This is a genomic window from Shimia sp. MIT1388, assembly GCF_047124445.1.
Taxonomy (GTDB): domain Bacteria; phylum Pseudomonadota; class Alphaproteobacteria; order Rhodobacterales; family Rhodobacteraceae; genus Shimia.
In genome coordinates this window covers 3867921-3891770 of record NZ_CP138921.1, presented here as the reverse complement: position 1 = coordinate 3891770, position 23850 = coordinate 3867921, and the positions used below count along the sequence as shown (strand labels likewise).

General features: G+C 57.5%; 27 protein-coding genes. 14 read left to right on the top strand and 13 right to left on the bottom strand.

What is annotated here, in order from left to right; genetic code table 11:
* Positions 1–6: 6 nt before the first annotated feature.
* The 11 genes from SIB92_RS19145 to SIB92_RS19095 all read right to left on the bottom strand — a co-directional run bounded on the left by SIB92_RS19145 (position 7) and on the right by SIB92_RS19095 (position 9990).
* On the bottom strand, positions 7–1047 hold the full coding sequence (locus SIB92_RS19145; protein WP_412553518.1) for a Rieske 2Fe-2S domain-containing protein: 1041 nt from the start codon (positions 1045–1047) through the stop codon (positions 7–9).
* A gap of 184 nt (positions 1048–1231) precedes the next feature.
* Positions 1232–1675, bottom strand: coding sequence for a nucleoside deaminase (locus SIB92_RS19140; protein WP_412553517.1), 444 nt, complete (start codon positions 1673–1675; stop codon positions 1232–1234).
* Positions 1672–2565 (bottom strand): polysaccharide deacetylase family protein, encoded by an 894-nt coding sequence (locus SIB92_RS19135; protein ID WP_412553516.1) that lies wholly within the window; start codon positions 2563–2565, stop codon positions 1672–1674. Before SIB92_RS19135 ends, SIB92_RS19140 begins: the two co-directional genes overlap by 4 nt.
* Positions 2566–2570: 5 nt before the next feature.
* Positions 2571–3656 (bottom strand): ABC transporter ATP-binding protein, encoded by a 1086-nt coding sequence (locus SIB92_RS19130; protein ID WP_412553515.1) that lies wholly within the window; start codon positions 3654–3656, stop codon positions 2571–2573.
* A complete protein-coding gene (locus SIB92_RS19125; RefSeq protein ID WP_412553514.1) occupies positions 3653–4453 on the bottom strand; it encodes an ABC transporter permease in 801 nt (266 codons plus the stop codon). Before SIB92_RS19125 ends, SIB92_RS19130 begins: the two co-directional genes overlap by 4 nt.
* The gene (locus SIB92_RS19120) at positions 4450–5313 is read right to left on the bottom strand and encodes an ABC transporter permease (protein ID WP_412553513.1); all 864 of its coding nucleotides are present in this window, start codon (positions 5311–5313) and stop codon (positions 4450–4452) included. Before SIB92_RS19120 ends, SIB92_RS19125 begins: the two co-directional genes overlap by 4 nt.
* Before the next feature lie 71 nt (positions 5314–5384).
* A complete protein-coding gene (locus tag SIB92_RS19115; protein ID WP_412553512.1) occupies positions 5385–6488 on the bottom strand; it encodes an ABC transporter substrate-binding protein in 1104 nt (367 codons plus the stop codon).
* Between the two features lie 183 nt (positions 6489–6671).
* A complete protein-coding gene (locus SIB92_RS19110) occupies positions 6672–7556 on the bottom strand; it encodes a LysR family transcriptional regulator (RefSeq protein ID WP_412553511.1) in 885 nt (294 codons plus the stop codon).
* Between the two features lie 79 nt (positions 7557–7635).
* Complete coding sequence (locus SIB92_RS19105; RefSeq protein WP_412553510.1) at positions 7636–8568, bottom strand: ribose-phosphate pyrophosphokinase; 933 nt, start codon at positions 8566–8568, stop codon at positions 7636–7638.
* A gap of 51 nt (positions 8569–8619) precedes the next feature.
* A complete protein-coding gene (locus SIB92_RS19100; protein ID WP_412553509.1) occupies positions 8620–9240 on the bottom strand; it encodes a phosphoribosyltransferase family protein in 621 nt (206 codons plus the stop codon).
* A 12-nt stretch (positions 9241–9252) separates the two neighbouring features.
* Complete coding sequence (locus tag SIB92_RS19095; RefSeq protein WP_412553508.1) at positions 9253–9990, bottom strand: BtpA/SgcQ family protein; 738 nt, start codon at positions 9988–9990, stop codon at positions 9253–9255.
* 372 nt (positions 9991–10362) lie between these two features.
* On the opposite strand from SIB92_RS19095, the gene SIB92_RS19090 reads away from it, so the two are divergent.
* Positions 10363–10965 (top strand): DUF1989 domain-containing protein, encoded by a 603-nt coding sequence (locus SIB92_RS19090; protein WP_412553507.1) that lies wholly within the window; start codon positions 10363–10365, stop codon positions 10963–10965.
* Between the two features lie 387 nt (positions 10966–11352).
* On the opposite strand, the gene SIB92_RS19085 is transcribed toward SIB92_RS19090, so the two are convergent.
* Positions 11353–11610: a hypothetical protein gene (locus tag SIB92_RS19085; protein WP_412553506.1), complete on the bottom strand. Its 258-nt coding sequence runs from the start codon at positions 11608–11610 to the stop codon at positions 11353–11355.
* Between the two features lie 202 nt (positions 11611–11812).
* On the opposite strand from SIB92_RS19085, the gene SIB92_RS19080 reads away from it, so the two are divergent.
* The 13 genes from SIB92_RS19080 to SIB92_RS19020 all read left to right on the top strand — a co-directional run bounded on the left by SIB92_RS19080 (position 11813) and on the right by SIB92_RS19020 (position 22619).
* On the top strand, positions 11813–12130 hold the full coding sequence (locus SIB92_RS19080) for a hypothetical protein (RefSeq protein WP_245222503.1): 318 nt from the start codon (positions 11813–11815) through the stop codon (positions 12128–12130).
* 64 nt (positions 12131–12194) lie between these two features.
* A complete protein-coding gene (locus SIB92_RS19075; RefSeq protein WP_412553505.1) occupies positions 12195–12773 on the top strand; it encodes a lytic transglycosylase domain-containing protein in 579 nt (192 codons plus the stop codon).
* Complete coding sequence (locus tag SIB92_RS19070) at positions 12773–13063, top strand: TrbC/VirB2 family protein (protein ID WP_114885057.1); 291 nt, start codon at positions 12773–12775, stop codon at positions 13061–13063. The genes SIB92_RS19075 and SIB92_RS19070 overlap by 1 nt, the downstream gene beginning before the upstream one ends.
* A gap of 7 nt (positions 13064–13070) precedes the next feature.
* Positions 13071–13349, top strand: a complete 279-nt coding sequence (locus SIB92_RS19065) for a type IV secretion system protein VirB3 (protein WP_024096577.1) — start codon at positions 13071–13073, stop codon at positions 13347–13349.
* Entirely contained in the window at positions 13339–15705 is a 2367-nt protein-coding gene (locus SIB92_RS19060; protein WP_412553504.1) for a type IV secretion system protein B4, read from the top strand. Before SIB92_RS19065 ends, SIB92_RS19060 begins: the two co-directional genes overlap by 11 nt.
* 143 nt (positions 15706–15848) lie before the next feature.
* Positions 15849–16997, top strand: a complete 1149-nt coding sequence (locus SIB92_RS19055) for a lytic transglycosylase domain-containing protein (RefSeq protein ID WP_412553503.1) — start codon at positions 15849–15851, stop codon at positions 16995–16997.
* A complete protein-coding gene (locus tag SIB92_RS19050; RefSeq protein WP_412553502.1) occupies positions 16994–17773 on the top strand; it encodes a type IV secretion system protein in 780 nt (259 codons plus the stop codon). The genes SIB92_RS19055 and SIB92_RS19050 overlap by 4 nt, the downstream gene beginning before the upstream one ends.
* A gap of 4 nt (positions 17774–17777) precedes the next feature.
* Positions 17778–18428, top strand: a complete 651-nt coding sequence (locus SIB92_RS19045; RefSeq protein ID WP_412553501.1) for a virB8 family protein — start codon at positions 17778–17780, stop codon at positions 18426–18428.
* Positions 18429–18431: 3 nt separating this feature from the next.
* Positions 18432–19127, top strand: a complete 696-nt coding sequence (locus SIB92_RS19040) for a TrbG/VirB9 family P-type conjugative transfer protein (RefSeq protein ID WP_412553500.1) — start codon at positions 18432–18434, stop codon at positions 19125–19127.
* Entirely contained in the window at positions 19120–20433 is a 1314-nt protein-coding gene (locus SIB92_RS19035; protein WP_412553499.1) for a TrbI/VirB10 family protein, read from the top strand. Before SIB92_RS19040 ends, SIB92_RS19035 begins: the two co-directional genes overlap by 8 nt.
* 2 nt (positions 20434–20435) lie before the next feature.
* Positions 20436–21431, top strand: coding sequence for an ATPase, T2SS/T4P/T4SS family (locus SIB92_RS19030; RefSeq protein WP_412553498.1), 996 nt, complete (start codon positions 20436–20438; stop codon positions 21429–21431).
* Positions 21424–21600: a DUF4177 domain-containing protein gene (locus tag SIB92_RS19025; RefSeq protein WP_412553497.1), complete on the top strand. Its 177-nt coding sequence runs from the start codon at positions 21424–21426 to the stop codon at positions 21598–21600. Before SIB92_RS19030 ends, SIB92_RS19025 begins: the two co-directional genes overlap by 8 nt.
* Before the next feature lie 20 nt (positions 21601–21620).
* Positions 21621–22619 (top strand): type IV secretion system protein, encoded by a 999-nt coding sequence (locus SIB92_RS19020; protein ID WP_412553496.1) that lies wholly within the window; start codon positions 21621–21623, stop codon positions 22617–22619.
* Between the two features lie 104 nt (positions 22620–22723).
* Here the strand turns inward: SIB92_RS19020 and SIB92_RS19015 are convergent, their stop codons facing one another.
* Positions 22724–23590, bottom strand: coding sequence for an OST-HTH/LOTUS domain-containing protein (locus SIB92_RS19015; RefSeq protein WP_412553495.1), 867 nt, complete (start codon positions 23588–23590; stop codon positions 22724–22726).
* Between the last annotated feature and the right edge of the window lie 260 nt (positions 23591–23850).

The window sequence follows — 23850 nt, the reverse complement described above, 5'->3', positions numbered from 1 at the left end:
GCGCGCCTATTCCGCCATCTGGCGGTCGACCTGTTGTTCTTCGTTGATCATAGCTTGCAACTGGCGGCGGAATCGCAGCTGTCCGCCGTCAATGGGCAGGTCAATGTGGGGCGAGGTCTTGTTGCTCATTCCGATTTGCACTTCGTTCAGCACATCGCGGTCTTCTTCAAAGGCGTGCTGCACGTCTTCCGACATCATCTTTGACAGGTCTTCATCGTCGGGGCGGATGTTGCGCAACTGGAACCAATAATACCGGGTCTGGCTTTCGGTTGTCGGCGTCATGAAGTTGTAGCTGTCCATGATGAACGTCTTGTCATGCAAAGGCCCGTCCGGGCCGCCGGTGCCTGCGGGTGTGAACACCGCCTTGATCAGGGCGTGAGAGGGGTAGCGCACTTCGTAATGCTGGAGGCGGTCGCAGTTGCCTTCGAACTCGACGACCTTCTTGTAAAACGGAGCGGGTTCGTGATCCATCATCCAGCGATGCACGATCACGCCCTCGTCGGTTTTGGTGATCCTAAGAGGCGTATCCTTTGTCGCATCAGCGGCAAAACTGGACTGGTGAACCCATGCCACATGGGTCGGGTCCAACAGGTTGTCGCACATCAGCAGATAGTTGCAATCCAGCTCCATCGCCACGCCGCGGTTGATGCCCCAGTTCGGGTTGTCGTAGTTTTCGACCTCGAAGATGTCAGAGGGATCGGCCAGCGCAGGGTTGCCCATCCAGATCCAGACCAGCCCGTATTTTTCATGGCAAGGATAGGCGTGGACCTTGGCGTTTGACGGAATATTTCCCGTGCCCGGCGCCCAGACACACTGGCCCGCACAGTTGAACGTCAGCCCATGATACCCGCATTCCAGCGTGTCGCCTTTGATGCGCCCCTTGGACAGCGGCAGCTTGCGATGCGGGCAGGCGTCTTCCAGACCGACCAGTTCCCCTGCTTCGGTGCGGAACACGCAGATCTTTTCCCCCAGAACCATTATCTGCTGCAATTCTCGCGTGATCTCATGACCCCAGGCGGCGACGTACCAGGCATTCTTCAAAAACATCCCGCGTTCTCCTCATCCATCGATCCGGGCGTGGCGGTGACCAATTGGCCAAGCGCCAGTGCCAATGTTTGGCTCAAAGTCGCTCGGTTCACAAACAGGCGCCATCGTTAGAAGCGGCGCCGATATGCAGCACGTGCCACGCCATTGGGCGGGCGCATAGCCAAGCTACGGGGCATCGGCACGATCACTGTGCAATGTCTTCGGCCCAAAGTTCGGGTTTTTCCTCGATAAACCGCTGCATCAGAGCGATGCAATTCGGGTCATCTGCGACGATCACTTCAACGCCCTTCGAGCGTAGGAATTCTTCGTTACCACCGAAGTTTTTGTTTTCGCCGATCACCACACGCGGGATGCCGAACTGAATGATCGTCCCTGTGCACATCATGCAGGGGCTGAGCGAGGTATAAAGCGTCGTGTCGCGATACGTCTTCTGGCGACCGGCCTTGCGCAACGCGTCCATCTCGCCGTGGGCAATCGGGTCGCCTTTTTGTACCCGCTGATTGCGCCCCTGCGCCAAGACTGCGCCGCCGCGCGCGAGGACGGACCCAATGGGGCAGCCACCTTCGTCAAATCCGGCTTTGGCCTCGTCGTAGGCAATGCGCAGCAGGCGTGTGTCGTCAGCGTTCATGTCTTATCCCCCAGGATTGGCCCATCGTAGTACGGCAGCCGCTCAACGCTCGGGGTCCAGGTGCCGTCCTTCTGCAACCAGTCCATGTGATCGGCAATCTCGTCAAGGGTGGCAAACCAGACGTCTTTGGTTTCCTGCAATTTGGCAATCCATGCTTCAACCTGCTTCCACCTTGCTAGACGTCCCGTCAGGAACGGGTGAATGATCAGCATGAAGAAACCACCGGCGTCATATTGCGCTTCGAATTCCTCCCAGAACCCGCTGAGCCCGTGGGACGGGCTTGCGACAGGCATCATGTAACCAATCTCGTCGTAGTGCGCGAAGGGAGGCCAATCGTCGGTGCCCCAATGGACGGGCATTTCGTAGAGCGATCCTTTGGCGGTATCCAAACGATAGGGAATGTCGTCGGCCATCATCGAACTGTCATAGCGCATGCCGTGTTCGATCATCAGATCGACCACCTCTTGCGTAGTGTTGTAGACCGGGGCGCGGTAGCCGCGCGGTTTCTGACCGCAAATGCGTTTATGTGCATCCAGCGTCCGCTCGAACCACTCGCGCTGCTGACCGCGTGTTTTGATCGGATCCTCGTGCAAGTAGCCATGATGGCCGATTTCATGGCCGTCATTTAAAATTGCTTCAGCCACATCTGGGTATGTCTCCAGACACCACCCGGGGATGAAAAACGACTGCTTCAGCCCCAGACGACGGTAGGTATCCAGAATGCGAGGCAGCGCGACCATAGGACCATAGCGGCCCATTGAGATGGGATAGAGCCGGTCATAGCTGTCCTCAGGCTTGGCGATGTGGATCAGGCTGTCCGCATCCATGTCGAAAGTGATCGCCACGGCGCATTTGGCACCATTCGGCCAGGGGATGGGGTTGCGGATCACCTCTGTCAGCTTTCGTTCAGGACGTGCGCGCTTTGCGTGTCCCACGACAGCCAGATTTCATCACCGGAGTGCAGATCGAACTTGGACAATTCGCGTTCCTGCATCTGGACCTTGAACTCATGGCCCTGCGCGTCTTCGAGGAAAAGGGTGACCATGGAACCGACGAATTCCTCCGAGATAAGCTTGCAGTAGGCCTTGTTTCCGCCCGAAGGCTCTTCGGTCGCGATATGCACGAGGTCTGCGGAGATCACGAAGCTGGCGTTGTGCCCTTCGACCAATTGTACTTCATTGGTGGGTACTGTGAATTCACCTGAGGTGGTTGTGATGCGCGCGGTACCGCCGTCAACGGAATTGACTTTGCCCGCCAGAATATTGTTGCGGCCGACGAATTCGGCAACGAACTGATTAGCAGGTGCACGGTAGATTTCCTTAGGGGTGCCGATTTGACCAATCTCGCCTTTGCCCATGATGATCACGCGGTCGGCCATCGCAAAGGCCTCGGACTGGGAGTGGGTCACATAGACAAAGGTAATCCCCAACTCGCGCTGAAGGTCAGTGAGAACCGCCTGCATGCGGATGACCAAATGCGCATCCAAAGCTGAGAGTGGTTCGTCCAGCAGCAGGATTTGCGGTTCCATCACCAGTGAACGGGCCAGTGCGACGCGTTGCTTTTGGCCACCTGACAAGGTCGAAATATGGCGATCCTCAAATTCGAGGATGCCCATCTTGTCGAGCCACTTGATGGCCCGTTCTTTACGTTCCGCCTTGTCTACGCCGCGCATCTTGAGACCAAACTCGACGTTTTCACGGGCCGTCAGGAACGGAAAAAGCGCGAGTGATTGCCACACCAAAGGTGTGTCGCGCTCATGCGGGGCAACGTCATTCATCACCCTGTCATTGAGGCGAATCTCGCCGTGTGTCGGCGCTTCGAGACCGGCCAGCATGCGCAAAGTCGTGGTCTTGCCGCAGCCGGACGGCCCCATAATCGCGAGAAACTCACCTTCGCGGATTTCGAAATCCAGTTCTTTCACGGCAACAAAATTGCCGAAGTGCTTTTGTACTTTGTCAAAGACGACCAGCGGTTTGCTCATGCGTGCATGCCCTTGATTTGGCGGCTGGCGAAGAAGAGCTGTGCCAGCACAACCAGCGACATTGAGGTGAGGAATACGAAGGTCCCGATGGCGTTGACCTGCGGGTCAATATTGCCCTGCACGATTTCCAGAACGACCACGGGCAACGTAGAATTCAGGCCAGAGACGAACCAGGAAACGGCGAATTCGTCGAAGGAGACAGCCGCCGTCAGGAACAGGCTTGAGAAGATCGCAGGTTTGCAGAACGGCACGATCACATGCCGCATGGTCTGCCATTCCGATCCGCCAAGGTTCCATGCGGCGGATTCAAGGTCAGGGTCCATCTGGTTCAGGCGCAACCGGATCACGGCCATCGCGAAAGGTGCCGTCAGCACGCTGTGTGCGATGATAATCGAATAAAGCTGCCCTGACATGCCGATCTTGGACAGCCAGGCGAGCATCGCCAGTGCCATGATGATCAACGGAATCGTGGGCGGCAGCAGGATCAACGCAAGGTAGGGGCCTTTGAAGCGGAAGTTATAGCGGAAGTCTGAATAGGCGGTGCAAAAGCCAAGGAACGTCGCGATCAATGCCGTTGAGCAGGACACGATCAGGCTGTTGCGCGCAGCTTTCCAGATGTCCGGATCGGCCAGCACTTTGGCGTACCACTCGGTTGAAAACTCGCCCAGCGGGATCGTCGGGAAGCGCTGCGAGTTGAACGAGAAGATCATGCTGAAGATGATCGGCGCGAACACGAAGGCGAAGATCAGGACGACATAGATGCCGAGGATAAAGTTGAGGGATCTGCTCTGTTTCATTTCGCGCCCTTCCCCTTGCGATAGGCCAGCGCGATGCCAGTAAAGGCAATGGCAAAGAGCGTGACCATCATCATGATCGCAACCACGGCGGCGCGGGGCCATTGCTGGCCAGACTTGGTGGTATCCAAGATAAGGATGGGCAGGGTCGGCTCCTGCGATCCGCCCAGATAGAAGGGGGCGACAAAGTCACCGAACGACAAGATGAAACAGAAGATCGCAGCGATGATCAGCCCGGTCTTGGACAGCGGAATGATCACCTGCCAGATCGTGCGTAGCGGTGAACAGCCAAGGTTGCGGGCGGCCTCGATGAGGTTCTTGTCGATGTTGGCCATCGTGACGGTTTGCAGAATGACCACCAGCGGCAGTGTCAGGGTCATATAGCCCACCAGCGTGCCGAAGTTGGTGTTCAGCATGGTGTAGGGGCCTAGGCCGATGTAGCCCAGCATGGCATTGACCACGCCGCTCTCGGACAGGATCACAAACCATGAGAACGTCCGCACCAGATAGCTGGTGAAAAACGGAATGATCAGCAGAAAGATCGTCCAACGTCGCGTGCTTTCAGAGGCGCGGAAGGCCAGCGCGAAGGCCGCCGGAAAGGCGATGCACATCGCGCAGACTGTGGACAGTGTGGCGATGCCTATCGTGTACCAATAGCTATCCCAGAAAAATCCGCGCGTGAGCATCCGTGACCAGTTCACGAATTCGAACGCTTCGGTCATGCGATAATTCTTCACAAGGAAGAACGACATGGCGACCATGAACAGCACCGGGCCGACAAAGAAAATCAGCTGCCAAAATATGATCGGCAAGCGCCAGGTCAGCGCATAGAGGTTCAGACGTTTGTCAGGAGCTGATGACATGGGGCTTTCGAATCTATGTTGAAAAGGGGCGCCCCGTCGGCCGCCCGTTTCTATGTTCTTTGCGGCGCGGATCAGGCGCTCTTGTATTCGGACCAGAAGTCGTTCCAGTCCTCCAGCGACTGCTGCCGGGGGATGTCGCGGTAGTGGATCCGACCTTCCTTGATAAGAGTGATCGGGTCCTGGGGATCACCGTCGATCTGGTGCGAGCGCTTGGCCTCTGCCATGTCCGCCTCGATCAACGCAGCACGACCCGCTTTGGTCACGCAGAAGCCAGGGTACGCCGCCATCTGTGCAGATTTCACCTGACCAGCAGGAGACATCATGTACTGGATAAACTTTTTGGCTTCTTCAGCTTTTTCGCTGCCTTTGCCGATGGAATAGCTTTCAGTGAACTGAATGCCACCTTCTTTCGGGATCACGGATGCGACCGGTGCACCGTCTTTTTCGAGAACGCCCGTGATCCAGTCGCCGATTCCGCACATGGCCTGCATCTCACCGTTCTTCAGACCGTTGAACGTGCCGCCATAGTCGAAGAATCCACCGACCTGCTTGCGCAGGCTCATTGTCGTTTCCTGAACTTTCGCCCATTGGTCGTCGCTCAAGTCCCAAAGGCCTTCTCCGTTTCCATCGTAAAGGCTCATCATGCCAAGGTTCGGCAGATGCCAGTCGAAATGGCCAACCTTGCCTTCAAGTTCAGGTTTCCAGAAGCAGGAATAGCTTTGCGCTTCTTCTTCGGTGACGGAATTTTTGTTGTAAGACACGCCCAGATGGCCGCCGCGCAACATCATCGAGTACATTTTGCCGTCTGCCCAGTGGCCGGGGAACTTCGTGAAGTCTTCATGCAGCATATCATCCAGCGGATAATCGGCAGGGTTCATTTCTTCGATGTAGCCGGCCGCGTTCAGCTGCTGCACGAACTCGGCGTCCGACAGGATCAGATCGTATGTGCCCGGCGGCGATTGCGCGATCAAAGCCAGCATGTTGTCGCCACCAGCGTAGTACTTTGGCACGAACTTCACGTTGTTTGCTGCTTCGTACTCTGCAACGACGTCAGGCTCGCCATGACCATACCAGGCCAGCATATTGATTTCAGTCGTTGCGGCCCAAGCGCGGCTGACAAAAGGTGTGGTCAAAACGGCTGCGCCACCTGCTTTAATAAGCTGACGGCGGCTCATGCCAAAGAGCGATGAGGTTACAGTTGGTCTGTACATTTTTGTCTCCCAATTGGACGCTCTTTCGCAGCAAAAGAGCATTTGATTTCCGGCTAAATTCAAGTTCTCGGTCGGAGTTCAGGATAATGCTATGGCAAAAGGCGCATTTTGGGAAATTTATCGTTGATATGCCCTCATAATAATCGCTTATGCGTCAATTGTGCTCAACGAATGTACTTCCAACGTTTTGATCATGGCATCCATAGCCGCGTACCCGCCCGGACCCAACTGAGCCTGTCGCGCGAAAAGCCCAATGTGCAAGGGTGCCAGTATCGGTAGACCGTCCTGTTCCGAGAATTTCCGCATACCGCTTTGGACAGTCGGCGCAGTCAGACAGGATAAACCAAGCCCATCTTGGACCGCACGTTGAACTCCGCCGATTCCGGGGCTTGAATAAGCAATACGCCAACTTCTACCCGCTAGCTTCAAAGCAGCGGTCATGCGGTCGCGGTACACGCAGCCAAACGGATGGGCAACAAGGGGGATGTCGGTATTTTCCGGGATTTCGAACCCAGTGGCGCCAACCCACGTCGGCTGCTCTTTCCAGTTGCGGAACAAGAACTGTTGATCATCACCATCAAACAGCGCCACTGCGATGTCAATTTCATTGCTGCGCATCGCTGCGAGCAGGTTCTTAGACAGGTCACATCGGATTTCGATCTGCGTATCAGGAAACTGCCGGACAACATCTGTCAGGCAAGCTTGCAGAGTGTTTACGGCGTAGTCTACAGGCAGTCCGACTCGCAGTTTTGAGGCAGGATCACTTTGCTCGAACTGTGCCATCGCGAGATCGTTCAAGCGCAGGATTTGTCTCGCATAGATGGCCAGAGCTTCCCCTCGCTCTGTCAGAGAGATCTCCTTGCCTTTCCTCGCGATCAAAGAATAGCCAACGGCTTCTTCCAAGCGCTTCACCTGCAAGCTGACGGCGGGTTGCGTTCGCCCGAGGATTTCAGCCGCACGCGTAAAGCTTGCCACTTCTATAACAGTGATAAATGCCCTTAGGAGCTCTGTTGAAAGGTTGACCGCGCCCATACCCTGAGCATTAACACTGGAAATGCCGCCCGGACAACTATCAAGTTTTGATATGATATGATATGGCTGTGGCTCTGGCTCACTCAAAGAGAATGCTGACGGATTCCCCGTTGGCGATGCGCGTGATGGCCTTCGCAAACATTGGGGCAACTGAAATCTCGCGGATTTTGGGCGACGCAGTGACGGCTTCGGTTGCGCAAATCGTATCTGTGATCACCAAAGAGGAAAGATCGGATGCGTTGATCCGGTCAACCGCCTTGCCGGACAGGACACCATGCGTGATGTACGCAGAAACCTCAGCCGCCCCGTTTTCCAAGAGGGCAGTCGCGGCATTGCAGAGAGTACCGCCGGAGTCGATGATGTCATCGACCAGCATGCAAGACTTTCCCGAAACGTCCCCTATGATGTTCATCACCTCAGAAGACCCGGGTTTGTCGCGTCGCTTGTCGACGATCGCCAATCCGGTCGCGAGGCGTTTGGCCAGTGCGCGGGCGCGCACCACTCCGCCCACATCCGGTGAAACAACCATTATATCGTCGCGTTCCTTCTGCTTTTCGATGTCGCGGACGATTTCCGGTACAGCGTAGAGATTGTCCGTTGGAATGTCGAAAAACCCTTGGATTTGGCCCGCGTGCAAGTCCATGGTGAGAACCCGATGGGCCCCCGCCTGAGTAATCATGTTCGCGACCAACTTCGCCGTGATTGGTGTGCGCGGTGCCGACTTACGATCCTGACGCGCATAGCCGAAATAGGGGACTACAGCCGTGATACGCCCGGCAGAGGAGCGGCGGAGCGCATCGATGAGCACGAGCAGTTCCATCAGGTTGTCGTTTGCTGGATATGACGTGGATTGGATGACATAGACATCGTCCCCCCGCACATTTTCCTGTATCTCAACGAAGACCTCTTCGTCGGCAAACCGACGCACGTTGCATTCGGCCAGAGGGACGCGCATATGCGCGGCAATCGCTTCGGCAAGCGGACGGTTACTGTTTCCACAGATCAATTTCATCTGTCGAGCCCCTCTTGGTAGAGTGTTTTGAATGTGCGCCGGAGACGTTCCCTAAACTGGGAACGCCATCTCGGGTTTGTAAGTCTTGAAGCTTTCGAGATATTGCGCGTTTGCCTGGCGCTGCCATTCGGTGCCGGGCTGGATTGCCGTGACGACCTTGTACTTTTGCCGGTAGGAATTCGTGTTGTCATTCTCTTCCATGACAATCGCCACCATGCCCGCAACCGTGCCCTTTTGCTGTTCAACCAGCTGGACCGCACCATGCATCGTGCCGCCCGTTTCGACCCACTGATCGACCAGCAACACCCGCGTTCCCGGTGCAAAGGCGGGCGTGCGCATTTCCATCGACTGGGTCTGGCCAGAGTAATTGGTCATTGACGCGCTATCAGTGTCCACGCAAAGCTTTCCGGGTTTGCGAATGGGCAGAAAGCCCTTCCCGATGCGGGCCGCAATGCCCGCTGCCAGAACAAAGCCCATCGCGTCGAGGCCTGCGATCACGTCAATCTCATCCGCATCAAGGTCGGCCACAAGGTCGTCCAGCAGGTCGTGGTACGCCGTGCCATTGATGTAGATTGAGGTCGGGTCGAGCCATGCAAACTTGTCGCCTTTGGTGTTCGGCGCCATCAGCGAGAAGTACCAACGATCGTCTCTGGGTCCTTTGTCTTGAGCCATCTTTACTCTCCCTTATGTCTGTGTGAGATCCATGAGCCGCTTCAGGCGCTCAGGATCGATATTGTAGAAATCGCCGTCATGGTTGATGCCCGTGGCGACCATGAAAAGATCAACTGCATCTGCGTATTGCGCTGCGTTTTCAGGCGTAATGCCAGATGCAAGGCCAAGTGCCGTGTCGCCGCAATGCTCGCGGAATGTGTCGATCTTGCCAACATCGGCCGCATGGCCAGTCGCCACGCCAGAGGTCACAACGACGTCCATGTAATGCGTCGCGATGCGAGCACTTTTTCCATACTGCGCGGGATTGACGTCGCGCTGCTTCTTGAATGCGGTGCCGCCGATATAAAGCCCGGTCCAACCGCTTGCTTTGCGGATGGTCGCGATCTCATCTGCTTCGGGCTGATCATCTTCCGCACGGCGCTCATCCATGCGTGCGTCATCGGCCCAGTAGCCATCGATCTTGCACCCCTCAGCCTGCAACTCTCCCAGAATTGGAAAGGCAAACTTGCCGGTGACCGCCAGAAAATTCACCCCGAGCCAAATGTTCGGGAAAGCCTGCCGCATCTCCTTGATGATAGGGACCAGCTTCTCCTTCTCGAAGTCATGGTTGATCAGAAAAACGCCCGGGCAACCGCCAGATATGGCTGCTTTGATGTTCCGCTCAGCCTGTTCGCTGTCAAGCACATGAATCACAGGAAGAATGACTGGACCAGTTGCGCCAAAGGCCTTCTTGAAGTCGTTTCGATCCATCTCAACTCTCAATCTCGGTTGTCGCGACGACGCTAGCATTGGCAATGGAATTTAGAAAATTTATTATGCTTATTCGTTCATTTAGTTTGGAAATGAATGCATCCCGATGAGAACGCCTGCGGTTCTTTGCAAAACCAGCCGATGTCGAAGCGGAGCCGATCTTCGGCACGTCTCCGACGAGAAGCACGTAAGCTTCATTCCAATATGCCGAGAACTGTCTATGATCTTTTGCGAATGGCCCCTCGCCAAACAATGCAACTACCCAGACATAATCCACGAAAGCCCGTGCCCATGGCCTCGTTCGACCCCTCCCGGCCCGATGGTACCAACCGCAGTCTTGAGATTGCCGTTTCCGCTGACGGCACACCCAGAATGAACCACACCTACGCGATCGACGCGCGATGCGGCGTGGCGGTGCGCGTCGGCGCAGGTCAACAGCTAACCGTGATAAACCCCAGCGGCCATCAAGTCTGCGATTTCTGGATTTTTGCAGCAGATGATGTGGGTGAGTATTCGTCGATGGAGCATTTGCACACAGCCTTAGGCTCGATTTTCCCCAAAGTAGGTGACGGTGTGACCTCCAACTTGCGTCGCACATTGATGACAATCATGGAAGACACATCCGATGGTGTGCATGACACGATAATCGCCTGCTGCGATCATGCCCGGTACCAGCAATTGGGCTGCACGGAATACCACGACAATTGCGCTGATAATCTGCGGATGGCGCTGATGGCCATTGGCCTCAAAGCGCCAGCTGTTCCCGCCCCTTTCAATCTTTGGATGAACGTCCCTGTGCAAGCCGACGGCAGCACAAGTTTCGTCGCACCCGTGTCAAAACCGGATGACCAAATGACCTTCCGCGCCGATATGGACGTCATCGCCGTCATGTCCGCCTGCCCTCAAGACGTCACGCCAGTCAACGGCGTGGATGTCGCGCCAGACATTCTGAAGTTCTACGTCGCGGACACCTGACGTATCCGACCAATTCAAAAGCAGTTGATTGATACCCTCGCCGAAGTTGCGCTGTCATTGTGTCAGAAGTTTTCTGCGAAAGATCTCAGCATGGATGGCTATCGTATAGCCTGAGGAGGCGACGCTTAGCGGTAGTTCGAGCAAGGCACAGCGCTCGGAACTACGGGCTCACCTCCATCATGCGGCAGTGGAACAGATTCTTTGGGCTTGACCAATTTTGAATGTCTACTCTGGCGGCTTGAGCCGAAACGCAGCGATGGCCGTGCTGCAAGAGCGAATGTATGCTGCGCCAGCAACATGGCTGAACATCAATGTCGGGATTGTCCGCGTTGGAGACCTTCGTCGCATCGTTGTTGAACGGCTGCTTTCTCCTCTTGATGACAGGCGTCATCTGCTCTCACCTTCCAGAAGCTCCAAAACGCGCGCGTAGTCTTCGCTGGCCACGCGCGCTTGGTCGAAGACCTCTCGCCGCTGCTGGTCAAGGCAGCGGAAGTACCGCTCAACATCGGCAAAATACGTCTCTGCATCGCGCCTCAACAGGTCCGCATAGTCCCGCACGTCGTCGGCATTGGTCGGCATCCAAGGCGGCGCAGGCGGCAGGCAACTGCCCGCGATCGCGGCAGAACCCCAGCTCAGAACGACCATAACCGCCCATGTTTGTTTCAAAAGCGCCATATTATCTTGGCTCAGCCACTCCGTTGCAGTAAATTTGTTTCAACGCATGACGGGCGCAATAACGCAAATTGCACCTATTGATTGCAAAGTTATAATATTGTATCGGTTCGGCAGTCCATGAGGGACTGCCGGGCCAATGCACAATTCTGCAAGGCTCGATCCTATGAATTTGATGCAAGACGCCCCTAATGTTGTCAGTGAAGACGGGCTGCGCACACTACTTGCCGAGGGTCATTCGGCGGATGTTGTGTGCCGGGTTACGCCCAAACGTACAGGTGCTCAGTGGTCCGGAGTTTGGACCGTGCATTGCGTCTCGCCAGATGGCGAGACGCGTCGCCTGCTCGTCACCGCGCGTAACAACATGGCGGCCCGAGAGTTCAAGACAATCAACGGCTTATCCAGCTTCCTCGCCGGGCTTGGTGTTTCGATCGTCTCGATCCCCATGCTCGAAGGCAAGATCGCCTCTCACAAGCTGGACGACGCGGGCTAAGCCACTTGCTGTCCTTGCGGCATTCCTTGCAGCACCCGCCTATTCTGAAGGCTTCGTTCTTTCCATGCGGGCCGATGGGCAGCTGGAAACCAAAGCTCCCCAATCAGGTTTTGCACAAAGCTACGTCGACGGAATTGGTGCCAACCCGCCAGAGCTGATCGTTTTTACAGCGCTTGAACCTGAAGCTCCGCCTCCTGCACCTGCCCGCGCAGTTCCCCGTCCCGACATCCTCGCAGCCATTGAAAGCACCGCGCATCGTTATGGCGGGCACCCTGCACTGCGGCGCGCAGGTCTGTCGGTGACGGAGTGGCGGGCCCTCTTCCAAGCCAATATTGAGATTGAAAGCGCCTATCGCCCGAATGCGCGCAGTTCCGCAGGCGCGATCGGCCTCGGTCAGTTGATGCCCGCAACAGCTGCGCAGCTCGGCGTGGATCCGCATGACTGGCAGGCCAACCTCGACGGCTCTGCTCGCTACCTTCTGATGATGCTAGCGCAGTTCGGCACGCCCGAACTCGCGCTCGCTGCCTATAACGCGGGACCAGACGCTGTGGCGCGCTATGGCGGCATCCCTCCCTACCAAGAAACCCAAAATCATGTGCGCCGCGTCATGGGCGTGCGTGACCGACTGACTGGAGCCTCCTGATGCACATACAATTCCGCACGATCCTGTCGCTGGCTCTGGCCAGCTTGATGATTGCCAATCCCGCCTTGGCGCAGAGCATCGACCTCTCGCCGGTGCAGAACCTTCTGCAAGGCATCGTCGACACGATCACCGGCCCCCTGGGCATTGTCATCGGCACCTTGGCCTTGATCGGTGTGTTCCTCTCCTGGCTCTTCGGCATTCTGGATTTCCGCCAGGCCCTCTGGGTGCTGGTGGCCATTGCGGGCATTGCGGCTGCGCCGACCATCGTGACCGCCATCTGGGGCGCGTAAATCCGGCATGGCAACGCAAACCCGCCTCTTCCTGGGCCTAATCCGGCCGCCTAAGCTCATCGGCTTGCCGATCATGTATGCTATGGTGTGGCTCTTCGGGTTTGTGTTGCTGTTTCTTTGGGTTCAGAGCTGGCCGGTGATCATCATCGCAGCTCTGGCCTATCCCGCGCTGTGGAAAGCGGCAGATTGGGATCCGGCCTTTCTTGAGGTGATGGTCACCGCCCTGCAGGAAACGCCGCCGACGCCAAATCGCAAGATCCATTCGGGGGACAGCTATGCTCCATGACCCCTCAGATGATCTTGCAACGCTGCCAGACTGGGCGCGCAAAGAGCGCCCGATGGCCAGCATGCTGCCCTATGTCAGCCTCGTGAATGATGTAACGATCCGCACACGCGGCAATGCGCTGTTCCAGTGCATCCGCCTTGATGGCGTCAACAGCATGACAAGCGATGACGCGCATTTGGAGAAGGTCCGCGCGCTCTTCGCGGCGATCATCGCGCAGATAGGGCCGGAGTACAGCTTCTACGTTCACAAGGTTTCAAAAGCGATCGAAACCGGCTTGCCACCAGTGCCCAATGAGGGGTTTGCCCAAGCCCTGGACAGCCGTTGGCAATCGGCCATGGCGCGGGCAGGTCTGCGGGACAAGACGCTCACGCTGACAGTTCTGAAACGTCCTCCCCTCGGTGCGCGGCTGCGTCTGAAACGCACAGACTCAATCTCACAGCTGAAAGACCAGACCGCTAAGCAGCTGCGCAAGCTCGAGGAGGTCGTCGGGTTTTTACTGTCGTCATTTGCTGAGATGAACCCGCGCCTGCTGGGCGCTGAAAGCGGCGAGCTACTCGGGTTCCTCGGGGCGCTCAATATTGGCCAAGAGCGTTCGCTCTTCGCAAAATCGCGATTTGGCGTCATTGCCGAAGATGTAGCCAACACCCGCGTCACGTTTCAGGGGCGAGGCTTTACGCTCGACGATGGGACGGCAGGTAAGCGGTTTGGCACCAGTTTTGCGATCAAGACCTACCCGGCCAAAACCAGCTGCACCATGTTCGATGAGCTGAACCTGCCCGTCGACATGGTGGTCACGCATTCCTTCACACCTATCAACAGCAACATCATGGCCAGCCGGATCAAGCGCCAACAGCGTCTGATGAAGGCCAGCGATGACGGCGCGCTTTCCCTTGCTGAAGAACTGGTCGACGCGTTGGACGATCTTGAATCCAAGCGGCTCAGCTTTGGTGATCATCACATGACGGTCACGGTCTTCGCCGAGACCGAGGAAAAGCTGGAAGCAATCGCCGCCGAGGTGCGCAATATAGCTGCCAGTGAAGGCGTCAATATGGTGAACGAGAGCTTTGCCGCCCGAACCCATTATTTCGCGCAGCATCCGGGCAACGGACAGATGCGCAGCCGCAAGGCCGCCATCACCAACACCAACTTTGCCGACCTCGCAGCGCTTCATCGCGGTCAACTGGGCAAACCTGGTCACCAAGTGCCTTGGGGTAAGCCGATTACACTCTTCCCGACACCTGAACGCTCAGGCTTCCTATTCAACTACCATGAGACGGGTCAGCCGGACAAAGAACCGACCGGTGGTCATACTTTGATCCTTGGCCGCCCTGGCTCGGGCAAATCGGTTTTGTCGGCCTTCCTCATGACCCAAGCTCGTCGCTGCGACGCGCGCGTATTCGTGTTTGACTATCGCGCGGGCATGGAAATGGCGGTGCGGGCCAATGGCGGGCGTTACAGCGCCATCAAGGCGGGTCAAGCCACAGGTCTCAACCCGCTGCGCACCGAGATCGACGGGCGCGGGCAAGCCTGGCTTTCTGATTGGCTGGCCACGCTACTGCATCGTGCCGACAAGCCCCTGAGCCCTGTTCAGATTAATCGCATTCAAGAGGTGGTGCGCCAGAACGCCGGGGCGAGCGATGCCGCCCTGCGCAACTGGCAGGATCTGGCCTCGCTATTTGTGGCGGGGGCAGATGAAGGGGATCTGTTCGAACGGATCCAGGAATGGACCGCAGATGGCCGCTACGGTTGGATTTTTGGGCAAAGCTCCGAGGATACCTTCTCGCTCGACGGTGATGTCGTGGGGTTCGACCTGACCGGCATTCTCGACAGCGAAAGTGAGAAGGAACGCATGGCGGTTCTGTCCTACCTGTTTCGGCGGGTCGAACGCGTGATCGAGGATCGCAAACCGACGCTGATCATCATCGATGAGGCTTGGAAGGCGCTCGACAACCCGTATTTCGCAGACCGGCTCAGCAACTGGCTTGTAACCGCGCGCAAACAAAACGCGGTTGTCGTGATGATGACCCAATACGCAAGCCAGCTTGAGAAAACACGAACCGGAAAAACGATTATCGAGGCCGTTCCGACGCAGCTTCTGCTTCCCAACATCCGCGCTTCGGCCAGCGACTACACCATGCTGGGCCTCACTGAAAAAGAGCTCAGCGTTCTGCTCGGCACCGGCAGCAACTCCCGTTTGGCGCTGGTGCGCGACGATCAAGGCTCGGTGGTGATCGATGCCGATCTCAGCGCCCTTGGCCCCTACCTCACGATCCTTGGCGGCATGGAAAAAGGCGAAGCGCTGGTCGGCGCGGATTACCGCCAAAACCCCGATTTTTGGAGACAGATTGATGCGTAGACTGTGCGTTCTAACCCTCACCCTTTTGACCCTGACAGCCTGCGCGGAATACCGGCCGTCAGAAGCTGAATGCTTCAACTCCTTTGCCGAGGTCAGCCGCAGTAACTGCAATTTCGAGTTGCTCGGGCCGATTGGTTCGCTGCATGAATAGCCTCCGCCCGCATATCCTTGCGGGTTTGGTGTGGCTCAACGCGCCAATGGCCTTTGCCCAAGGTGTGCCCACCTTTGATGCGGGTATGTTCTTTCAGCGCGAGCGCGTGTTGCAGCAGGGCGAACAAGATCTGGCACTGCAGCGGGATCGTTTGACCAAAGAGGAAGAGCTTGAAGAGCTCGAGCAGGAACAACTCCAAGCGCTGGAAGACATCCTTGATGCCACGACGTTGGCCAGCGGGAACTCAGGCGCACTGGTCGCAAGCCTAGAAGCTGGTTCAATACCTGAAAGCGCCGCAGGCACGCTCTATGGTTCGGTCGATCCGAACCCCGGCGCAGCCCAGATGTTCGGCGATGCCTCCGGTTCGATTGAACAGCTGATCATTCGTGCCGCCCAAGAAACGCACCATATGTCCGGCGTGCGCGCTGCCGGTCTGTCGCCCAAGCAATGGCGCTGTCTGTTGCAAGCGCTAATCTGGCAAGAAAGCCGCTTCACCATCGGCGCGCGCTCCCCTGTCGGTGCATTTGGCCTGACCCAGATCATGCCAGGCACGGCGCAGGATCTCGGGATTTATCCCGCCTATTATGAAAATCCCTATATCCAGGTCACGGGCGGCGCGCGCTATCTGGCGCAGATGCTGGCCATGTTTGATGGCAACATCATTCACGGGCTGGCCGCCTACAATGCAGGTCCCGGCAATGTGCAGCACCACGGCGGCGTGCCACCTTTTGCCGAAACCCAGCACTACGTTCAGGTGATCCCCGAGCGCTACAATTTCTACCTTGCCCGCGTCGGCGGCGTCGATGCGCTCGAAACCATTGATCCTGTCTTGCTTGCCAACTCCACGATGAGCCTCACCTCTTTCGGCGCAGGGGTCTATGGCGATTACTCCTTAGTCTCCGTGCAAGCGGCCGCGCTTCGGGTGCAGGACATCATCACCCGCATTGGCGAAACCGACGACATTCACGCGGCCATGTCGCTCAACACCTACGCTCGGGCCGAGCTCGCTCGCCTGATCGCGATCCGCGCGCGCCTCAAGGCCACCCATACCCGTCCGCTCAGCGCCGAAGCGCTGGCCATGGCAGCCGCGCAGGCGCGCGAACAAGACTTCATGCAATTCGATCTGGAGGCCCTCCAATGATCCGCTTTCTTTCTGCCGTAGCCACCTGCGCATTGTTGGTTGCGTCTCCTGCAACTGCTCAAGGCGTGCCAACGGTCGACACACGCAACATCGCGCAGGAAATTCGCCAGCTGCAGCAGATGCTGGAGGATTTCGGGATCCAGACCGACCAGCTCGACACGCTTCTCGAACAGCTCGACCTGGTGCAGCAGCAACTCGACACGCTCAACGAGACCTATGCGGCCCTGACCGGCGCGACGGATATCATTGAAATGGCCATGGGTGGTGATCTCGACGGGCTTCTCGATCAGGAATTCGACGACCTTCTGGGCACCATCAGGCAAATCCAGAGCGGCGATTTCAGTGGCCTCATCGGCAATGCCGCCCCTCAAATGGAAGGGCGCATGACTCAAGCGCTGGAGGATGCAGGCTTTGACCAAGACAGCCTGTCCGACATGGCCAGCAGTGGCAATCCGGGGGCGGAGCGTATTGCCAGCCAGGCGAGCACTGGGGCGGTCATGTCAGCGGCGGCTGAGAACAGCTACGAAGAGGCTGCACAGTCCCTCGAACGGGTCGAGCAGCTGGTCTCACTGATCCCCGATATGGAAACGCTCAAAGAAGCCGTGGACCACAACACACGCGTTACGGCCGAGTTGGCAATTGCCATGACGCGCATGTGGGAGCTTGAAGCTATTCAGACTGTCGGTGCGGGCCAGTTCGGCGTGGTGGATGCCGCGACGCTGGCCGAAGAGCGCCGATATATGGACTTCACCTTGCCCGACCTGCGCGCGGATTGACCCGATGAGCAGTGAGGCAGAAATCATCGAAGAAGAGCTCGTCTACGGCGCACGACGACGCGAGCTGATGTGGCAGAAACTGGGGCTAACAGGCATGGCGTTTGGCATGGCAGGTTGCCTTGCCGCTGCCCTGGTGGCCCTGTTCGACGTGGACCCGCCGCCCATGATCGTGCCCTTTGATAGCGAAACCGGCATGGCCCTCCCCAATGCCGTGGTTGAAGCGGTCTCACTCACGGAACGCCCCGCTATCATCGAAGCACAGGTCTACCGCTATGTCATTGATCGAGAGACGTACAATCAGCTCGACAATGATGTGCGGGTGCGGCGGGTCCTGGAGCAGTCGGACGGCGCGGCCGCCGCGGGACTGCGTGCGCTTTGGACCAGCGGCCACGAAGCCTATCCGCCGGACAGCTACGGCACAGATGCGCGGCTTGATGTCGAGGTTTTGTCGATCACGCACATCAGCGCCAACCGTGCCCAGGTGCGCCTGCGCAAGCGGCTAAATTCCCCGCGCGGCTCTCAAAACGGGCTCTTCACCGCTACGCTGATGTTTGAGTTTCTGCCCGAGAATAGCCGGTCGATCGATGATGTCTGGCAGAACCCTTTCGGCTTCACCGTCACCGAATACGCGATCCGCTCGGATCGTCTGGAGTAAACCATGCGTCGCCTGTTCCTGATCCTCGCCCTCATTGTTCCGATTGCAGGCACCGCCTATGCCGAAACGCAACCGCGCCAAGGCCCCTATGATGCCCGCGTCCGGCTTGCCTCCTACCAGGATGGGCAGGTCTACCGCATCCGCACCAGCCTGACCCATGTGACCAGCATCGAGTTTGGCCAAGGCGAGTCTATCCGCTCGATCATTGCGGGCGATACCGAAGGCTTCCTTCTGGACGGCGTTCCCGGTGGCCAGGCCTTCGCGATCAAGCCCGTCACACGCGGCGCTCATACAAACATCACGGTCTACACCAACCGGCGCAGCTATTATTTCAACGTGAGCGAGGCGAGCTCGCCGACCTTCTACGTGATTCGATTCACCTATCCCGAGGCGGCCCCTCGGCAATCGCGTGTGGCAACAAACCAACCAGCAAACCACGCCTACGGCGTCAGCGCGCGATCCGAGATCATCCCGCGCGAGATTTGGGACGACGGCACCTTCACCTATTTCCGCTTTGCCGCAAACGCGCCGCTGCCCGCGATCTTTCGCTGGTCCGGCGGCAATGAGCGCAGCGTGAATGCGCTCGCGCGACCAGATGGCGTGATCCGCGTGTCAGGTGTCAGCGATCGATGGGTTCTCAGGCTCGGCGAGGACGAAATTTGCGTCCAAGAGATGAGCGAGGCAAACCACGGTGAGTGAAACAGTTGAGCTTAAGAAACGCCTCGAAGCGCTTGAAGGGAAATCACAAAACTCAAAGGTGCGGCCATCTTTTTTCGCCCTTGCCTTGGGCATTGGGGCAATCGCGGCTCTTGGCGGCCTCTTGCTATTGCTTTCTGGCGGCTCTGAACCCGATAGCCTGGAAACCGCATCCCCAGATGAGTTCCAAGCAGCGGGACCAGGGTTTGGTACGCTCGAGCCCACGCCTGCACCGATTGACACAACTCCGCCGCCGGAGCCGGAACCAGACAGCGAAACAGAAGAACTGCGCGCGCAAATGGATGCCATGCGGTCCGAGCTTGAAGCCCTGCGCAACGCACCTGCGCCCGAAGCCCCTGCTGTCGACACAGAAGCGCTAGATGGTCTTAGCGCGGAGATCGAGGCCCTGCGCAGCGAGGCCGCTGCGACGCAAACCGCCTTGCGCGAAGAGTTGGAAGAACGCGCCCGACAAATCCAGCGACTGCAGAACGATCTAGAGCTTGCACGCCTGGAAACGCCGCGCACGCCCGCACCAACCGGCCCCACGGCAGAAGAGCTGCGCCTTCAAGAGCTTGAGCGTCGGCGGCAAGCCGAACTTGAGGAATTGCAAGCGCGTATTTCCAGCCCAATCATCGCCTTTGGCGGCTCGGGCAACGGCAACAATGAAACCGCCGCGCAGCAGCGGCGGCTTGATGGCGACACAGACTTTGTCCGCAACGGCGCTGAACCTGCTGAGGTAACGCAAGCCCAGTTGATCGTGAATCCGTCGAATACGGTTGTTCAGGGCACGATGATCCAGGCGGTGCTGGAGACCGCAATCGACAGCTCGCTTGCAGGTCAGGTCCGCGCGATGGTGTCTGAAGATGTCCACGCCTATGACGGCTCGCGGATTCTGATCCCGCGCGGGGCTCGCCTGATCGGGCGCTATCAATCTGGTCTCGACATCGCACAACAACGCGTGACCATCGCCTGGGACCGGATCATACTGCCCAGCAACCAGACCGTTGAAATCAGCGCTTTCGGTGGCGATGAACTGGGCCGCTCCGGCACAACCGGTTTCGTCGACAGCCGTTTCGGCACCCGGTTTGGGTCAGCCGCCCTGATATCTCTGATCGGAGCCTTGCCCGCCGTGGCAGCCCAAAACACCGAAGACGAGATCGCCTCAGATGTCCTCGAGGGCATTGGCGAAGACCTTCAGGACAGCGCGCAAAGCGTGATTGGCGAATATCTCTCCGTCTCGCCCGTGATCTATGTCGATCAAGGTGCCCGCGTCACCGTGATGGTCGACCGCGATCTGGAGATTTTTTGACCATGGCGGCCAGCTATCTGCAAAGCTCGATGGACAAGATCCCCGAGGCGCGTGACCCCAAGCTGATCGAGCTTTGCATCAACCCTGACGGCACGCTTTGGGCCGAGTTTCAGGGTGATCACTTCATGCGGCGCGTCGATCGACAGCTCTCGCCCAATGAAATCAAAGACCTTGGCAATCAGATTGCGTCCGCCGCAAACACCACGCTCAGCCGGACCAAGCCTATTGTCTCGGTCAGCATCACCTACCGTGACCGCCCCATCCGCGCGCAAGTCGTACAGCCTCCGGCCATTGATGGCGGACACGCAATCTCCCTACGGTTCTTCGCCAACCTTCCATTGGACCAGATCAAACTGTCCTTTCTCTTCGGCAAAGAACGCAGCAACGAGGGGGCAAGGCGCAAGCGCAACGCCGAGCTGCGCGATGTCGTGGCCACCGGCGACATCGACGCCGCGATCAAGTTCTGTGTGACGCACAAGCTCAACATGATCGTCTCCGGCGGAACCTCCACCGGCAAGACCATCACGGCACGAAAAATCCTCTCCTTCGTGCCCGCCGACGAGCGCATCATCACGATCGAAGAAGCCGCCGAGTTGCGTCCGGCGCAGCCTAATGTCGTCACGCTGATGTCTGATCGCGATGAAGCCATGCGCAGCGCTGATGTCCTGCTGACCTCCACCCTACGCATGCGGCCGGACCGCATCGTCTTGGGCGAAGTACGCGGCAAGGAGGCCATGACCTTCCTTGAGGCCATAAACACCGGCCATGGTGGCTCTCTCACCACGCTGCACGCTGAAACGCCTCAGCTGGCGGTTCAGCGTCTCGCCATCGCCGCCCTGAAAACCGATGTGCCCATGACCTACCAGGACATGAACGACTACATCACCCGGTCGATTGATGTGATCATCCAGGCCGGTCGCCATGAAGGCGCGCGCGGCATCACCGAATTCTACCTGCCGGTGGATCCGGCCCATTCAAAGGAAACAGCCCATGTTTGAATACAAGATTGAGCAGATCAACACCGCCAAAACCAAGCCACCTAAGATCGAAGCGCAGCTGACCACCCTTGGTCAGGATGGTTGGGAGTTGGTCTCGGTCGTGCCGGATTTTGACGGCGAACATATTCTGAAGGCCTTCATGAAACGACGCACCGGCGCGAGCGCCTAAAGCAGACCGAGGAGGAACTGATGGGCGTCGTCACCTGGATGGTCGAGACAACCGACAACTTTCTGGACGACGCGGCCCAAACCACTTTTGGCAACGTCGCCGGGCAGCTCGGGGGCGTCATCGCCGTGGCCTCGACGCTCGCCGTGATCGGCGTCTTCCTCAACATGGTGTTTCAGTACAAATCTATGGATGGGCGGACCGCGTTCTGGTTCGCCCTCAAGCTCATGCTCATCTCCATCTTTGCGATGAACTGGGTCCAATTCAACGCCGTGGCCAGCGCCCTAATCGATGGGCTCGACCAGCTCGCAGGCGGCATGGTGGCAGGGCTTGGCGGGGGCGGTGCAGGTGCATCCTACTTTGCCGTGGCCTTTGACGACCTCATCGAAGAATTTGGCGATTACCTGAACGCGGCCGGAGACAACATGCATTGGATGGCCGGAGCCCTGATCGGCGCGATCGGCGCTTTCCTCCTCGGCGTGATCGGCGCGCTTTGCGGCCTTGTCCTGATCTTCGCCAAGATCATGCTGGCGTTCATGATCGGCATCGCCCCCATCATGATCGCGCTTTCGCTGTTCGACGTCAGCAAGGACTATTTCCACCGCTGGCTGTCCAGCACGGTATCCTACGCGCTCTACCCCCTCGTAATCGCAGGCGTGTTTTCCACCGTTGTCGGAATGTCGCGCTCGCTAATGACGGAACTCGGAGATCCCTCCGGTGCGAGCAACATCGGCGCACTGGTGCCTTTCTTCATGATGATGTTCCTCGCAGGTGGCATGATCATCGCGACCCCGCTGATCGTGCGCTCAATCTCAGGCAACTTCATGATGGCCGGACCGCCGAGCATTCCCGGTCCCGGCGGGTTTGCAAAGGGCTTGATTGGCACCAAGGGGTCACGGGCGCGGGCACGGTTTGGAACAAGGTCAAATGCGGAGATCGCCGGGGCTGGGATTCGGCAGGCAGGCGGTGCTACTGTTTCGACGGTTCAGCGTGTGGCGGAACGGGCTAAGCGTTTAGAATAGAGTTTCAGCACTTGCCCTGCAATCACAAGATCGAGCTTGTAGCCATGCAGACTTCAAAGCGGCTGTGGGATAAAACATAGTATCATGAGACGTTAGCGAAATTATTAGTGCGTCGCGGAACTATCCTTCTCACGATAACAGGCAGTGCGCTGTCCATCTATTTCAAGATACCGAAGCTCCAAGATGGATGCATTATGCACAACCTGCCGCCAACTTTGGCATCCATACTTTGCAGGCAGTTGTTCAGGGTGAAGCTTGGCAACCCATTTGCCAGCCTCAGCCACAGGTGCCCATCCATCGACAGCTAATGCACGAAATGCTTCTCGCAAGGCGTTCGCAATGCCCGAGGCGTCCCAATTTACTTTTCCATCGGGAGCAATTCCGTTAACAAAAACGTCTTTAAATTCCTCCGACTGCAAGATCTCTGACAACGCCTGCCGCATTTTCTCCATGCCTTCAGCCCATTCCCGAAGTTGCCCGAAGTGTTGGTCGATGCGGGTGTATGCGATGACTAGCGCATCTTTCGCGCGACGACATCCATCCGAGCTCCAGAGGTCGTGCTGGTCGATAAAGTGATGAACCAAATTGTTCCTTAGAAGTACCATTTCTCTCAGTTCGCTCTCGACCCGGGTGAACTCCGCGTCCGGCAAACTAAGTGACATCTGCATGGCGAACCAATTGACGTTCTCAGGAGAGCTAGCTGTCGTCTTTTCGGGAAGGTCGAACTCATCGGCAACGACATACGATCCAAGAAGATCACCAACCAAAGTGCCGAGCGTCATACGGGCCGTTTCGTCAATCTGCGCGGCCCTTGCCCGCTCCAAGTCATGAAACGGTCCAGAAACCTTATGATGCGCCACCATGGCTTTGATCAACCGCTCATACTGTTGTAGCCGTAACATGCATCGACCCAGCAACCGCTGAACTTCATGCTGAAGTGTTTGCAGGTCTTCATCATCTAGCATCGTCATAGTTCAATCCGGTCTCTGCCCCGCTAACATCAACCATATTTCAACCTTATACGCGATGCCTTAGCATTATATTGCCCACCCGAAATCATTCCCAATCCCAGCTCTACTGGCCCTTACGAACATTGAAGCCGAGCTTGATGCTGCGTTGCCGAGCAGCCAAACTGGCCTCTCAACCTTGATGCCGTGATCTCAGCACACCATTTCGATTTCAGGGTCGAAGATGGCCCACTTGACATGCTGAAAGACTTTGAAGGAGCCCG

Bases quoted from the DNA above. Each gene is read 5' to 3' on its own strand.
- SIB92_RS19145 (WP_412553518.1), bottom strand. From the start codon at position 1,047: ATGTTTTTGAAGAATGCCTGGTACGTCGCCGCCTGGGGTCATGAGATC.
- SIB92_RS19045 (WP_412553501.1), top strand. From the start codon at position 17,778: ATGAGCAGTGAGGCAGAAATCATCGAAGAAGAGCTCGTCTACGGCGCA.
- SIB92_RS19015 (WP_412553495.1), bottom strand. From the start codon at position 23,590: ATGACGATGCTAGATGATGAAGACCTGCAAACACTTCAGCATGAAGTT.
- SIB92_RS19020 (WP_412553496.1), top strand. From the start codon at position 21,621: ATGGGCGTCGTCACCTGGATGGTCGAGACAACCGACAACTTTCTGGAC.
- SIB92_RS19040 (WP_412553500.1), top strand. From the start codon at position 18,432: ATGCGTCGCCTGTTCCTGATCCTCGCCCTCATTGTTCCGATTGCAGGC.
- SIB92_RS19125 (WP_412553514.1), bottom strand. From the start codon at position 4,453: ATGAAACAGAGCAGATCCCTCAACTTTATCCTCGGCATCTATGTCGTC.
- SIB92_RS19095 (WP_412553508.1), bottom strand. From the start codon at position 9,990: ATGGATCGAAACGACTTCAAGAAGGCCTTTGGCGCAACTGGTCCAGTC.
- SIB92_RS19070 (WP_114885057.1), top strand. From the start codon at position 12,773: ATGCACATACAATTCCGCACGATCCTGTCGCTGGCTCTGGCCAGCTTG.
- SIB92_RS19115 (WP_412553512.1), bottom strand. From the start codon at position 6,488: ATGAGCCGCCGTCAGCTTATTAAAGCAGGTGGCGCAGCCGTTTTGACC.
- SIB92_RS19105 (WP_412553510.1), bottom strand. From the start codon at position 8,568: ATGAAATTGATCTGTGGAAACAGTAACCGTCCGCTTGCCGAAGCGATT.
- SIB92_RS19030 (WP_412553498.1), top strand. From the start codon at position 20,436: ATGGCGGCCAGCTATCTGCAAAGCTCGATGGACAAGATCCCCGAGGCG.
- SIB92_RS19085 (WP_412553506.1), bottom strand. From the start codon at position 11,610: ATGGTCGTTCTGAGCTGGGGTTCTGCCGCGATCGCGGGCAGTTGCCTG.
- SIB92_RS19080 (WP_245222503.1), top strand. From the start codon at position 11,813: ATGCAAGACGCCCCTAATGTTGTCAGTGAAGACGGGCTGCGCACACTA.
- SIB92_RS19100 (WP_412553509.1), bottom strand. From the start codon at position 9,240: ATGGCTCAAGACAAAGGACCCAGAGACGATCGTTGGTACTTCTCGCTG.
- SIB92_RS19110 (WP_412553511.1), bottom strand. From the start codon at position 7,556: ATGGGCGCGGTCAACCTTTCAACAGAGCTCCTAAGGGCATTTATCACT.
- SIB92_RS19025 (WP_412553497.1), top strand. From the start codon at position 21,424: ATGTTTGAATACAAGATTGAGCAGATCAACACCGCCAAAACCAAGCCA.
- SIB92_RS19140 (WP_412553517.1), bottom strand. From the start codon at position 1,675: ATGAACGCTGACGACACACGCCTGCTGCGCATTGCCTACGACGAGGCC.
- SIB92_RS19120 (WP_412553513.1), bottom strand. From the start codon at position 5,313: ATGTCATCAGCTCCTGACAAACGTCTGAACCTCTATGCGCTGACCTGG.
- SIB92_RS19050 (WP_412553502.1), top strand. From the start codon at position 16,994: ATGATCCGCTTTCTTTCTGCCGTAGCCACCTGCGCATTGTTGGTTGCG.
- SIB92_RS19055 (WP_412553503.1), top strand. From the start codon at position 15,849: ATGAATAGCCTCCGCCCGCATATCCTTGCGGGTTTGGTGTGGCTCAAC.
- SIB92_RS19060 (WP_412553504.1), top strand. From the start codon at position 13,339: ATGCTCCATGACCCCTCAGATGATCTTGCAACGCTGCCAGACTGGGCG.
- SIB92_RS19090 (WP_412553507.1), top strand. From the start codon at position 10,363: ATGAACCACACCTACGCGATCGACGCGCGATGCGGCGTGGCGGTGCGC.
- SIB92_RS19130 (WP_412553515.1), bottom strand. From the start codon at position 3,656: ATGAGCAAACCGCTGGTCGTCTTTGACAAAGTACAAAAGCACTTCGGC.
- SIB92_RS19075 (WP_412553505.1), top strand. From the start codon at position 12,195: ATGCGGGCCGATGGGCAGCTGGAAACCAAAGCTCCCCAATCAGGTTTT.
- SIB92_RS19065 (WP_024096577.1), top strand. From the start codon at position 13,071: ATGGCAACGCAAACCCGCCTCTTCCTGGGCCTAATCCGGCCGCCTAAG.